The organism is Halorussus marinus, from assembly GCF_004521895.1.
Taxonomy (GTDB): domain Archaea; phylum Halobacteriota; class Halobacteria; order Halobacteriales; family Haladaptataceae; genus Halorussus; species Halorussus marinus.
Map to the genome: position 1 here is coordinate 60,310 of NZ_SBIR01000004.1, position 12,660 is coordinate 72,969.

Below are 12,660 nucleotides of genomic sequence, written 5' to 3' on the forward strand. Positions count from 1 at the left end.
ATCCCGCGAAAACCGGCCTGCACGCGCTGGTTAGTCGTCTATCGGCGGGCGCACGTCACGCCCACGGACGTCCACCGTCCGACCGGAATCCAAATCGACTCGATACAGCCGACTGTCTGCATCAACTCCAGTCACGGACGCGGCGTCGTCACGAAGCACAGTCACGACCTCACCGTGCTCCCCGTGCAGATCGTGGTCTATGTCTGCTTCGTCGGGGATGTCGATCCGGATGCGGTCGCCTTCGCCTGCCTGTTGCACACTTGGGGTCGTGTGTCGTTAGTAACGTAAATCGTTCTGTTACTCGTCCGCACCCCTGACCGCTTCACGGTGCCGGTCGATGCTCGCTTCCATGTCCTCGGGAGCTTCGAACGCATCCAGTTCTTCCAGGAACGTTCGGTATTCCTCATGGGAGAGTCGGGGGACGGGTTTCGGGAATGGCATGTGTGTTGGTAAGTTGTCGGGCGGGATAACGTAAGGATACGTGTCCACTGGAGGATGCGTACGTGAGTACGGGCGGTCGAACGGACTCGGTCAGGTACGGACGGATGTACACGCGTACGTACACGGCCACGTACCTGCGCATGTCCACACACCCCGGAGAACACACGAACGGCCCTGCGACCTCTCCGGAGCGTTAACATTAGTTGGTAGCACGATTTCTTTATTCAGTGCGGGGCGTGAAAATCGCGGTAAGTACAGGGGACTGATGTAACGTTACGGAGTAGGATATACCCCGAGGTTGTCAAGAACCGTGTGCTGGATACAGAGGGGGTAGTCAGCAAGTGTTCGTTAGAGCCACGCCATATTCAGCCCCAATTGCCGAACTTACGGTAGATGTGAGAAATCACCCTGCCGACCCTGCTGTGCGTCGGTTTGGAGTTGATTTTCCATCCTCGGTTTTCCAATTGATTGCTGACTCCTTCTCTGTGCATCTCCCCCACCAAAATCAATAACCTGTCATGACCCTGCTCATAGGAATGGTTCACGATGGAATCACACATCACCTCATTTCTTTTTCGAGAATTCGTTGGGTTGACTACTGTAACAATATGCAGCAACATAGGTAGAAAAGGATAGAAGAAGAGGGTTGAATGATAGGTGGCAAAGAAGACATTATTCCAGTTGTCCAAAAAATTGGGGTTCATCAGGGCCCATAGTGAGGCACCTGCGGCGAGAAGAAGCGAACCCCACCTGATCCACCTATTCGTGAAATTCCAGATCTCACGATGATTAGCGTCAATGCGGTTATTCGTATCAATCTCGGCGCTCTCCAATGGATCGTTCTTGGCGATTCCCAGCTTTCCTTTTACTCTATGAATCGCCCTCACCAATGTCCGAGTGAAGATGGCACCAATCGCGTAATACCAGAATCCTAATCGAGCGTTTTCTAGAGAGTATACCGGTTCCCGTCCCTCAACGAGGATTGCGTCCCACTCCTCTAATTCTCGGTTGACAAGTCGGTTTGCGTCCTTTGTAGAAAGATGAAATTCCCCCTGGATGATCGCGGCCTTTTCATCTCCTTCGTCATTCATACTGTATTCATCCTCAGGTATGTTCTATAAATCCTGCTACAGAAACTGAATCATTTACTTTCAGAGCTAAACATGCGCGTTCTATCTTGCACGTGCCAAGGTAATCTGCTTAGACTCTGCCAGCTGCCGCTTGCTGGATACAGAGGATGTAGACAACACAATGATCATATTTATTTCCTTCCTAAACTATTAAATCAGCCAATTACTAAATGAAATATAATAAATTCTTCTATTCATTCTCTGAGGTCCAGTATTCGAAGTCGAGGGGACCATCGATCGCGCCTGAGTCCTTACCGTGTATCCAGAGATTGGAGGTGACCCAATCAGGAGTTGCTTCGTCTCTTGCCTCCGAAAACTGCTCAATCATCTCTTTCACACCAGAGACCGCTTTGTACGCTTCTCTGTGGTTCGCATACTCGATGACCGGACTCACGTAGCCATAGTCATCCCTCTCAACGAACTCCTCTGTCTCCTTCTTGAAATGGACAAGTTGATTCCGACAGGTAACCGCCCGAGTAAATTTGCCGAACGTTGCTTCACCTGGCTCAAACACTTTCTCACCCGTTACAAGATGCGGGACCGTCTGCCACTTCGCACGGATATTTGTCTTCTCAAGATTCTCCCAGTAATCAGGCAACTCCTCCTGAGCAACACCGTTGATGTACGCTTCCAAGGACTGAACAGAAAGAATTATCGCCGTGGCAGAATGCTCCAATTCACTCTCAATATACCCTACCTGAGGATCTTCTTTTAAATCCTGATGAGCGCATCGGGCTTCCAATGCCTTCTGAACAGCCGACCGGTACGTAAGAGCTTCAACACTGGTTTTCCCATGCACATTCCCTTCTTCATCCACTCTTACAGCTCGATCAATACCCGTCAGAGTAGGCGGCTCACGCGGCTTCGGCTTATCTTCGTACTTTGAAAGCCGCTCCTGAGAATATTTGTATATGTCATCATAGTATTCCTGATAGATACTCTGGAGTTGGTCGTACAGATCTTGCATCTGTTCACGACCATTCTCCTTCGAGATATCTCCTGAATCAACCTGATTACGGACGTGGTGTATTTCCTGATGCTTCCTTTGAGCTCGGTAGAAGAGTTCGGGAAATTTATCTGAAACTTGGAAGCTTCTCTCCCGGTGCGGAAACCTACCCTTCTGCCCCGCTAAGATGCCTTTTCGAAGCTCAGCTACCTCCCACTGGTAGATGTCATCTCCGTGTCTCACGAAAACCATCGGTGAGAGAGAAGTAATCGGGTCTGCGGTCTTAATAGGGTTTCCTGGCTGGGGAAAGGAATTACTACTCAGACGGCCCTCACCCAACGTATTCTCCATAAGCGGCTCAAAGTAGCTGCCACCAATACCTCTCGCCATCCGCTGTGTTACAGAGATAGGGTCCACCTCGTCATATACGATGTATGGACCAGTAATCAAGACCTCAGCATCATCAATAACGCTTAAATCGCCATCATCCAGCTCCAAATCATATTCTATCCAGTTCACCGAGGTGAAAAAAGAGCGACAGTCAAAACGCTCTAAAGCGACGTGACGGACCCACCAATCCGGAAGATCAACAGCGACCATGTCTTATCCTCTCCATGTTTACAGTTCTGACTTCTTCTACCTACTCCAAGTTATCTATATTTACTCAATTTGGATATGGCCGGTCACTGTATCTACTGGACTAAACGATTTGACCCGTCTTGATTCAGAATCGTTCTGTGAGAGATACGCGCCCTGTATTCAGCACGACTTCACAACATTACACATGACTGAGGGAAGTACAGCGTTAGATTCGCATGTGTAGTTACCGAATCGCCTGCTTCAGTTTCAGGTGAGAGTCTGAATAAAGAAATCGTGCTACTATCTACTGTTAATATTAGTGCATCTGGACGCCCTCCCGTGAGTTGGTTACTCGTCCAAGTCAGCTACGGCGCGGTCGATGCGTTCGAACTCACGCTCGATGAGCGTCTGCAGTTCTACTTCGAGCGAGCGAGTGTCGTCGTCTAAGTGCTGGCGGCGGTGCATCACCGACAGGATGTCGTCAATCGCATTCCGGCTATCCTTGATCTCCTTGATCGGGTCCTCGGAAGCGGCCATGCGTGGTAGTGTCGTGGCGATCCCCATAGTTCTCCACGTTCCTGAGTAATCCGCTTCTTTTCGCCCGGTCGGATGGACTCATGTGAGTACGGACGGATGGACTCGCGTGCGTGATTCCTGGTGTACACGAGCACGTACATGGCCACGTACCCGGGTACGTACCTGCGCACGTACTCAGCCCCGGAAGAACACGCGAACGGTCCTGTGCCCCCTTGAGAACGTTAACGGACGTACGTGAACCCGCGGTCGGCGGTATCTTCGGTTGCGGGTCATCGACGAACTCCACGGGAGTGAACCAGATGCGCCGTGCTACGAACCCACCGGTTACTCGTGTAGTCTAACAGTCCCGTGTTGAATCACAATCGTGACGCCAACGTATTCGAATTCGAGTCGGAGAACATCGTCAGCAATCGTTTCGAGCGCATCAGCATCTATGGTTTCGTGAAGCGGTGGTAGTTCTTCTACGTCCCGCCCGGTTTTCGCTGCCGCTTGCGTGATAATCTCGTCCACTACTCCTGTCATGATAGTTGTGAACAGAGAAGCGTGACTGTCACGGCGTATTGAGCGCCGCAATCACACGGTACTGTACCGTCCAGTTCCCCTTCAGTCGCTGATGAGTGGTCGATCTCTGCCCCGCATTCTGAGCATGTAAATTTGAATTTCATGGGTTGCTCCGTTGAGTTGTCCGTATCGAAGCTCCCCGGGGACTGCTGGTCTGCCTACTGTGTCGACAAGTCTATACTGCACGGACATCAATTCCGGGATGCTCCCACACGGGAGCCGCAACGAGAGGGGATGCTTGCTTGCAGGCTACGTCCCCTCTCAACGCGCACTTGTGTGCGCAACTGGGTTTCGTATTATGCTCGTAAGAGCGTTCGGGTTTCTTACTGATTTGCTGCTACACGGCCGTGGATCGTTGCTAATCCGGTTACTGGTCTGACCGACAGGTGCACAGTGCTGCGAGGCAGGGACGTCGGTCCTTGTGATCAATTACCTTGGACAGGTCAATATGAAGGCATGGTAAGCAACGAGGAGTCCAACGACGGTGAGGGGATCAGTGACGGTGGACTCTCGATGGACGGGGTAGCCGAAGACCCGTAGACGACACCAAGTAATCTACCCGGGGGTAGTGACTCAGTCGTCGGTTTCGACTTTCTGCGGATCTTCCCAATCGTCACGGTCGTCCTGGTACGGCCATCCCGTACCCGTTCTCAACCATTTCCTCCTTCCACCCGTATCTCAACGTCAAGATTCTCTTCATCGAAAATCTCGCCCCGGTCAACATCGTACTCAACTGCTCCCGCTTCATTCAGCCACGTCAAATCCACACCTATCTCAAACGGTGTCATCCCGGTCTGTGATGCTAATTCTCTCAAAGTGAGCGAGTCATGTTCTCTTAGCTCTTCCAACAGGCGGCCACGTGACTCCATCTTCAGAACTTTCTCCAACCCGTCCATCTCGATACTCCCCGCGATCGACTTGAGGTGATTGTCGATACTCCGTAAATGACGTTCCTGCTGGTCGCGTTTCATCATAGAATCTGCACCGTCGAGCTTCGCTAAGAGATCTAACTCGTACGTCTCCTTGAACGTGTCACGATCACCGAACACATCCCTGTACGACCCTTCCACGACCAGCGACTCGTACTCCTCGTGCGTATTCTCAGAGACGTTCGGTGATAGCGACCCAGTGAAATCACCGGACGGGATGTTCTTCGTCTGAATTTCGTGCTCCTCACCGTCAGGGTGGAGTTTCACTGTCCCGTTCACGTCGATTGCAGGCCCATTCCCGATATTCTCAATTTTCGGTGCCCACGCGCCGATGGAAAACGGTTCGACATCCAGATTCATCACCGGGGTTACCTCTTGCTTCCTTGCCCGCCGGGTTTCACGGACCATGCCCCACGTCAGGTATGCATACACGCCGGTAACAATTACGAGAACTACAGTCGAAACGGCGTTGATGACAGGGGCGAGATTAGTAATCGCATCAATCATACCCTTCATTGGACGTATCTCTGGTAAAGAATTAGTGTATCGTCTCAAACACTCATATCATGCTGATTGACGCGCTCGTCCGGGTTTTCGGTGCGAACCTTCCGGTATTTGCCTTGCTATTCGTGGGTATCGCGGTTGAGAAATACTACGTCAGTCGAGTTACTGTCTTCACGAACGTGATTGCGTTGAACGTGTCGTTCCTAAGCTTAGATCAGGTCCCGCGGTCGCTCGTGTGGTATGGTGACATCGGGTTGTTACTCGGGTTGTACGGCATGGCCGCGTATCTCCTCAACGTCAAAACGTCGAAGGTGTACAACATTCCGGCGTTCACGATGTACGCGTCGCTGCCGGTCGCAGCTGTTATTCTCGTGTCCCCGGGTGATTGGTGGACTGCATTGCTCGTCGCTGGACTGGTGAACTTCGTTGCGGGGGAAGTATTTGAATCTGGGTTCGATGTCGCGGTTGTTCATTGGGGACCGCGGCCGGGGCCGGTGAGTCGGTTCATCAAATCGGAGACGATGGAGTACATTGACCCGATGGGTGTGCGGCAGAAGGTAGATTTGGAAATCGGGTTCGACCCATGACTGGTGAGACCTGTCCTACCGCGATCCAGTTTTCATAGATGGGGGTCTATGCAAAACGGAGGATCGTCTCTCGTGGGCGTGAAACCCGGTGTGACGCAGTGAGAGTGGTAAGTTCAGGCGTTTGCTGGCACTGGTTGCGACGAATACACGACACCGGCCCTATCCACGAACACCGTGTACACGCCCTTCCGGTCGTAGATGTTCCGAGCGGTCGAGCGCGGGACACCAGTCCGGTCCGCGATCGCTGTCCAAGACTCACCTGCCTCACGCATCGTAATCACTTGCAAGCACGAGTAGAACCCGTCGCCCGGTTGCAAGTAATCCCGAGAACCGTCGTACTCTAACCCAGTCGGTGCCGGGTAGTTCCACTTCCCCTCTTCCTCTCGATCAGTCCATGCAGCCAGCGCTTTCTTGAGCTCGTCTTTCTTGACGTGCTCCTCAACCTTCCGCCGGACACCGTGTGTAAGCGATCCGACGTCGGCTTCCTCGTAGAACGCGAACTCCGCCCCGCCCAACTTCGCAGAGCGCTTCCACTCTGCGAAGTAATCATCTCGGGCAAGCCGCGTGTCGTCCCACGCCACGATGTACTCGTACACGCCGTTCTCCACGCGTTGAACGGCGTCGGTTACGTTGGGGTTAGCATCGATGCGTGACGCGTCACGGTCGCGTGAGTGGATGCTGAACCCGGTGTGTACGCCGAGGTCCACGGAGTCCACTGCGTTCCAGTCGTTGGTGAGGTTCCGTGCGAGTCGCGGAACGACCTTTCGCTGCAGGCGGAGGCTGGCAGTGTCGTCGTCTTCACCTTGGGACTGCCGAACGACGTACAGTGTTCTCGGGGTGTCGGTCATTCTTCGATGATCTGGATTTCGAGTTTGTCTGACGCCCCTCCCATTTTCCATTCGAGTTCGGTGTCCTCCATGTCGAAGGTCTCCGCGAGTTGTTTCGGGATGGTGGTTCGGTATTGGGTGCGTTTGTGACCATCTTCACCCGTGTAGGTGGTGGTTGTGACGGTAGTTCGTGGCATCTCCTATGTTGTACAACGCGTTGCACACACTTAAGCGCAAGATACGCAGGCGGGTGTGGTGTGTCCGGTGCCCCGGGAGCTCACACACCCAGAGTACCATCTTAATCCGCATACCTAGCATCACGGATTGGCTAGAATCATTTGCACAGTCTGTGCGGTTTCTCAGGAGAGCAACGGGGATGACACCGCGGATCCCAAATGAAAATAACGCTAGTGACAGGGTGTACACGAGTTCGTATATTCGTAAGTCCGTCCGTTCGTGGTTGTGTATGCATTCCAGTACAGGCTTGTGTACAGAGCTGAGTACGTGCAAATGTACGTACTCGTGTACATGAGTATCTACACGAGTTCGTGCCAATGGCAGTAAACCTACGAGTTCAGGCAAATGAGGCCCCTCTGGGGCGTGTTGACGACTGTCTGCCAGTCGGCATATACAGTGGTGAGTTTCTGTTGACGTCTGTCCGGTCGTGATTTGAGTGTTGACTCACTACAATGGCTCTGTTGAAAACCTTAGAACAGGAGAGGTATGAGACCGTCTGCGTTCAGTACAGGGAAACTACGTAACACTCAAGCATGCTAAATCCTAAACAGCGAAACGAACAGATCAATATGCCGGAATGTTCCAACTGTGGAAGTCACGTTACCTCAACGTTCGTCCGTGTCTTTGCCGTTGATGAGAATAACATCCACGGATGTCCCTCCTGTATGACCTACGCCGAGATCTCGGATGGCGAGTCAACAGAAGAGCCGTGACAATTCACATTGCAGGCTCCTATGACCAGAAGTAGTCTCTCCAAGAAACAATCCTATGGTATCTGAATTCGTTCTTCCAGCTCACGGCCTTGAACACGGTCACATCCCCGCCCCTGCTGGACATGCACCACGATTGGCAGTGGCGTTTACTCAAGCGGGGCTCTGTGTTCATGAAGAAGGAAATCCAGACGCATATCTACTGGCGGAAGATCCAGTCGAGATCCAGCGCTGATCGCGGAAGATCGTCGATAGAGTCCCACTCTAAACGAGCAGTTTTATCCTTGTGAGCGAGAAATTCACTCTCATGTATGATCTCACAGCCTTCCAACGCGACTTGCTGTACGTCATTGCTGGCCATGAAGAGCCTCATGGCTTGGCGATAAAAGATGAACTCCAAAACTACTACGAAACAAAGATAAACCACGGACGGCTCTACCCAAATCTCGATACGCTCGTCGAAAAAGGGCTGGTTGAGAAAGGTTCACTCGACAAACGGACGAATTCATATACGATCACTGATCGGGGATATAGAGAACTTGAGGCCCGCCATGAGTGGGAGAGTCAGTATATCGAAGACGTATAATAGATTTGATTGGCCCCTTCTCATTTCTCACTATAACAGTAGTTGGTAGTACAGTTTCTTTATTCAGAGTTGGGTGTGAAACTCGTGGCAAGTACAGAGCAAGGAGTTGCCGCTACGGTTGGGTCGCAAGGAATGCACCCGCGAGCGACCACCGGGAGCGAGCGGCCTTTTTAGCGTAGATTTTTGCGCCGAGCGGTTCCGAGCGAAGCGAGGAATCCCGAGGCGGAAAAAGGTACGTATTGCATGTGTAGTGTACAGTAAATTCATACGAACAAATCTCTAAAGAAGAGCCGATATCTCCCAAGTCTACCCGATGAAACCCATTGCAAGTAGGATTTGGATTAGTGCGAATACAATCAATACCACCGATGTGCCGAACATAGCTAGCTGCAATCGTTTTGGGCGTCGAATAGACGCATTGTAATCAGATTCGTCCCATACGCTGAAACTATACGCTGGGTCAGCTGAACGTTCTCTGCCCGCAGTCAGCTCCCATCGATCAGAGCCGCTTTTCCCGGACGCACCAGCGGTTGAAATTCCGAATACACCGTGTCCCTCGTACGCGAGAACTCGCCCACCTACAGTGACCGTCGTTTCTTCACCGTGGTCTAACGGCCCAAACTCAACTTCTCCGGTATGGACGACTTGCATCGGGTTGGTTTCAATAGTCCATCGAAACGCGCTGTCCTCTGAGAATTCGTACTTTGCGTCGTTGTTTCGCAGGTGGACTTCGAATTCGGGCTCGTTGCTCGTGAAGTACACAGGGTCAGGCTCTTCGACGGGTTCGACGCATATCTCTAACCCATCGAAAACGTTGATTGTCTGTGTTGCTGGCATACAATCACAACCCGAGTACTGCCGTCGCGCCGTGTTTCAGTCCAAATACTGCCATCTGTGCGGCAACGTCAGTGCTAATTTCGTTCGCTTTCGATAGGAGTTGTCGGAGTCGGGATTCATCCTGCTCACCTTCGATTTCTGCTTCGAACTCGTCCAACAAGTCTTGCAGTTCTTCTTTCTCTCCAGGTGCTCGGGGGAGAGCTTGAATCATCTTTTGTACTGATTCAACTGTGACGTCCTGGTGGACTTCTTGTGTATTCTTCTGTATGGAATCGACGGATACCATGACCATGCGGTTCGGTGACCGAGTCCCGGTTTCTAGTTCGGGAAGTTCGTACCCGATTGCATTCGCCATTTTCTCGCACCGCGATCGGATTTCGTGCAGCGCTTCGTCACGGCGTCGTGGAGGGGCGTACGCATTCATTCCGGCCATTTTCCCAGACACACCTTCTGTCTGAGAATCGACTATGTCGGTGTTCATCACAATTGGGTTATCCGGAAACTCTTCTTTGAGCTGAGAAAGTATTTCGTTGAATTCGTCAGTGAGGGGTTCGACAGCGTCTGATTGTTCGTTGTCTATGGCTTCGGTACTCCGCTCGTACAATCGTCCGAGTTCGCTTATCCAAAAGTCTGTGTTCATGTGGACGGCGAAGAGTGCTACCGAGTTATATGTAAGCCGTATCCCGAAACAAAATCCGGATTTCTATACAGTTCTCGGTAATTGGGCATCTATTCTCAATTTCAACGTTTACCCAATGTGACCGACCCCGAACCTCACCGAAATTACTATAAGACACAAGGAGCTACATTGAGACACAACCATGCCTGTCCACCTTGACACTCACGAACCCGACGTCGAACTCACGCCCGGGACAGCCAAATCCGACATAATCGCATTCCTCTACAACAACACCGAACTCGGCTTCAAACCCAAAGAACTCGAAGACCACCTCGAACTCCCCCATGGCACCGTCACCACAACGCTCACCCGGCTCTACAACGACGGCTTCATCGGGAAAACTCGGGACAGCCACTACCACGCGCTCGAACACCGTGAAGACCTTCGCCGGTACGTCGCCAGCCTCGACCAACTGGAGAGAATATTCGAAGACAAAGAATACGTAGGAACTCCAACGGAAGACGTGGACGAAGACGAGCTTGACGCCGAAATTGCCGAGTTAGAAGCCGAGCTAGAGGATGAGTAAATACCCGATAGGGACAATCTGTTGGGCGGTTGACCCAACCGGTGCCCACGAACAACGTCCTGTCGTTATTCTCTCACACGAAAAACACCCATTTAGCGCCAGTGACTGTACAGTAATGTGTATCGGGACAAGTGCCGGTGACTACGATCACTACTCACCAGAACTCAAAGACAAACACCTCTCAGGAATCAGTTTCGACGAAACGAATTACCTTATGCCATGGGCGCTCCACACGATCCCTCCTGGTGGACTCATTACCACTCAAACAGGAGAGCTTACTGAGGACGGCGAGAAACTCGTGAAACAAGCCCTCCTCTCCCTCTTCAAAGTTTGACACCCGCTCTCACCTGAAGATGCGGGAATCCCGACCGCGTTAGGATAATAACCCGGTCGAACAGTTTCTCAACGAACCAGCACGTACCGCACAGTTCCGCGCCCCGTGGGTTGACTCGGCCATTCTTTCGGTGGTTTGCCTGCCGCCGTTCGGGGGGCCCCGGCGGTCGTGCCGTTCCTTCCTGCGGGAGTAGCCGGTGACAACAATGATGACGTGGTCTCCTATCCCTACGACGACGTGGTGTGTTGGGTAGACTGCCTCTCCCATGTACCCTACCTGGAAACCCCAATTTGAGAATTGAAGACCAATTACCGAGGACCGCATATATTTCTAATCAAAATTATGGTTTTCATAGGATGAGGTTCATGAAACGATAGTGGTAAGCCGTCCTTATGTCTCGATATGATACTACGCCAGGACTGGTTAACAACGGAATACAATGAGGCAGATTGGACAGAGTACAACTACACACCGCCAGAAACACTCCCTGTTTATAAGAACAGGTCAGAGTCGGTTCCGCAACATCTGGAACGTCAGGATAGTATCGATGCCGTCCGCTCCCATCAAATCGAGTTCGTCGTTAAACTCACCAATCTTCACCCGTCCAATCTCAATGCCTTTGAGCGTGTTACGATCGATCGTCATGGGAATTCCGTCACCAGCAACCAACGCTCGTAACACATTGGCTGCGATCTCGTGATTCCGCACAACCCAGACGGACTCACCGTCAGCACCTGCTAACACGCGGTAGTCATGTCGAAGGCTCGAATAGTCGTTAATCCCGGAACTTGCATTGTCAGGTACCCCCGGATCAGCACTCACACGTCCTCCCTCCACCTCAATTGTGGCGATGCGATTGAGGTCGGTGTTGACGATGACTAAGTCTGTCCTGCCCCCTTGCTCGCGTGGGGAGACTTCAACCCGGCGGACGTCATCACGCGAATCATAGTACTGCCTGGTAAGCTCAACACCAACACGATGTGGAGTATCGTCCCCAGCATCCCCAATCATGAACCCGTGCTTCTTCGTCATCCTACACGCTCGCTGCCCAGTTGGTGTGACGGTATAATACCTCCTTCGTGCGACTCCTGTATGGTGTTTCAGATATCCCAGATCTTGGAGTTTATTGTCGTCAATATCGTACAGTGTTTTGATCGTGGATGACATCGACTCGGTGAGGTTGTATCCCTTGAGTTCACCGTTCATCGCTTTCACAACGGCTTTCATGAATGCGGCTTCATCGCTCGTGATTCCGTACTTCTCCAAGTGACGATCGGTGAATCCGCCGGTATCAACGCGGGTGAGCGGGACAGGTGCATCGTTAGTACTGGATTGTCGCCTCGGGTCGTTCGGATCGCGTGGATCTGGAGGGTGTTTACTCATTGTGTCGTGTTATCTTTCTACTTGGTTGATTATATCTCCTTGTAGGGGAAATCTTCGTATGGTTTTGTCGGTGGATAACACGGTTCCTGACTCCAGGTTTATCAAAGCATCAGCGGCGTGTGAGCGTTGTCGTAGTGACGCAGAAGGCATCAAATTCTTGGGAGGTAAATCCTCCACCACTCTATACCACAACACATATCCGGATCTCAGAGGCGATATAGACCCACGCCAAATGCAGATAATGGTTGTAGAATCCTCGATAGGGCCTGTAAATGTATTAGATACCGCGCGGTGTTTTCCTTTCTCAATTGGCTGAGATATCTGCCC

Annotated in this window: 17 protein-coding genes; 5 read left to right on the plus strand and 12 right to left on the minus strand. The window is 51.8% G+C overall.

Annotated features, from left to right (window positions below; all coding sequences use genetic code 11):
• Positions 1-30: 30 nt before the first annotated feature.
• The 7 genes from EPL04_RS06055 to EPL04_RS06080 form a co-directional block, all read right to left on the minus strand.
• A complete protein-coding gene (locus EPL04_RS06055) occupies positions 31-258 on the minus strand; it encodes a hypothetical protein (RefSeq protein WP_134670413.1) in 228 nt (75 codons plus the stop codon).
• A gap of 39 nt (positions 259-297) precedes the next feature.
• On the minus strand, positions 298-441 hold the full coding sequence (locus EPL04_RS18690; RefSeq protein ID WP_167599431.1) for a hypothetical protein: 144 nt from the start codon (positions 439-441) through the stop codon (positions 298-300).
• Between the two features lie 365 nt (positions 442-806).
• Positions 807-1,532, minus strand: a complete 726-nt coding sequence (locus EPL04_RS06060) for a hypothetical protein (protein ID WP_134670415.1) — start codon at positions 1,530-1,532, stop codon at positions 807-809.
• Positions 1,533-1,761: 229 nt separating this feature from the next.
• Positions 1,762-3,036 carry a hypothetical protein gene (locus EPL04_RS06065; RefSeq protein ID WP_134670417.1) on the minus strand — a complete coding sequence of 425 codons (1,275 nt, stop codon included), beginning with the start codon at positions 3,034-3,036 and terminating at the stop codon, positions 1,762-1,764.
• Positions 3,037-3,444: 408 nt separating this feature from the next.
• Complete coding sequence (locus EPL04_RS06070; RefSeq protein ID WP_134670419.1) at positions 3,445-3,633, minus strand: hypothetical protein; 189 nt, start codon at positions 3,631-3,633, stop codon at positions 3,445-3,447.
• Positions 3,634-3,957: 324 nt separating this feature from the next.
• Entirely contained in the window at positions 3,958-4,143 is a 186-nt protein-coding gene (locus tag EPL04_RS06075; RefSeq protein WP_134670421.1) for a HalOD1 output domain-containing protein, read from the minus strand.
• 701 nt (positions 4,144-4,844) lie between these two features.
• Entirely contained in the window at positions 4,845-5,630 is a 786-nt protein-coding gene (locus tag EPL04_RS06080; RefSeq protein ID WP_134670423.1) for a helix-turn-helix transcriptional regulator, read from the minus strand.
• Between the two features lie 59 nt (positions 5,631-5,689).
• On the opposite strand from EPL04_RS06080, the gene EPL04_RS06085 reads away from it, so the two are divergent.
• Positions 5,690-6,214 carry a hypothetical protein gene (locus EPL04_RS06085; protein ID WP_134670425.1) on the plus strand — a complete coding sequence of 175 codons (525 nt, stop codon included), beginning with the start codon at positions 5,690-5,692 and terminating at the stop codon, positions 6,212-6,214.
• A 113-nt stretch (positions 6,215-6,327) separates the two neighbouring features.
• On the opposite strand, the gene EPL04_RS06090 is transcribed toward EPL04_RS06085, so the two are convergent.
• Both EPL04_RS06090 and EPL04_RS06095 read right to left on the minus strand, forming a co-directional pair.
• A complete protein-coding gene (locus tag EPL04_RS06090) occupies positions 6,328-7,062 on the minus strand; it encodes a recombinase family protein (RefSeq protein WP_134670427.1) in 735 nt (244 codons plus the stop codon).
• Positions 7,059-7,238, minus strand: a complete 180-nt coding sequence (locus EPL04_RS06095) for an AbrB/MazE/SpoVT family DNA-binding domain-containing protein (protein ID WP_134670429.1) — start codon at positions 7,236-7,238, stop codon at positions 7,059-7,061. Before EPL04_RS06095 ends, EPL04_RS06090 begins: the two co-directional genes overlap by 4 nt.
• 609 nt (positions 7,239-7,847) lie before the next feature.
• Here EPL04_RS06095 and EPL04_RS19510 point away from each other — a divergent pair.
• Together EPL04_RS19510 and EPL04_RS06100 are read left to right on the plus strand one after the other, a co-directional pair.
• Positions 7,848-7,991, plus strand: a complete 144-nt coding sequence (locus tag EPL04_RS19510; protein ID WP_449272291.1) for a DUF7563 family protein — start codon at positions 7,848-7,850, stop codon at positions 7,989-7,991.
• A gap of 304 nt (positions 7,992-8,295) precedes the next feature.
• Positions 8,296-8,574 (plus strand): PadR family transcriptional regulator, encoded by a 279-nt coding sequence (locus EPL04_RS06100; RefSeq protein ID WP_134670431.1) that lies wholly within the window; start codon positions 8,296-8,298, stop codon positions 8,572-8,574.
• A gap of 306 nt (positions 8,575-8,880) precedes the next feature.
• Here the strand turns inward: EPL04_RS06100 and EPL04_RS06105 are convergent, their stop codons facing one another.
• Together EPL04_RS06105 and EPL04_RS06110 are read right to left on the minus strand one after the other, a co-directional pair.
• Positions 8,881-9,411 carry a hypothetical protein gene (locus EPL04_RS06105; RefSeq protein WP_134670433.1) on the minus strand — a complete coding sequence of 177 codons (531 nt, stop codon included), beginning with the start codon at positions 9,409-9,411 and terminating at the stop codon, positions 8,881-8,883.
• 4 nt (positions 9,412-9,415) lie between these two features.
• On the minus strand, positions 9,416-10,051 hold the full coding sequence (locus EPL04_RS06110) for a hypothetical protein (protein ID WP_134670435.1): 636 nt from the start codon (positions 10,049-10,051) through the stop codon (positions 9,416-9,418).
• Positions 10,052-10,232: 181 nt separating this feature from the next.
• On the opposite strand from EPL04_RS06110, the gene EPL04_RS06115 reads away from it, so the two are divergent.
• Positions 10,233-10,616: a MarR family transcriptional regulator gene (locus EPL04_RS06115; RefSeq protein WP_134670437.1), complete on the plus strand. Its 384-nt coding sequence runs from the start codon at positions 10,233-10,235 to the stop codon at positions 10,614-10,616.
• Positions 10,609-10,950, plus strand: a complete 342-nt coding sequence (locus EPL04_RS06120) for a hypothetical protein (RefSeq protein WP_134670439.1) — start codon at positions 10,609-10,611, stop codon at positions 10,948-10,950. The genes EPL04_RS06115 and EPL04_RS06120 overlap by 8 nt, the downstream gene beginning before the upstream one ends.
• A 504-nt stretch (positions 10,951-11,454) precedes the next feature.
• Here the strand turns inward: EPL04_RS06120 and EPL04_RS06125 are convergent.
• Positions 11,455-12,333, minus strand: a complete 879-nt coding sequence (locus EPL04_RS06125; protein ID WP_134670441.1) for a hypothetical protein — start codon at positions 12,331-12,333, stop codon at positions 11,455-11,457.
• Between the last annotated feature and the right edge of the window lie 327 nt (positions 12,334-12,660).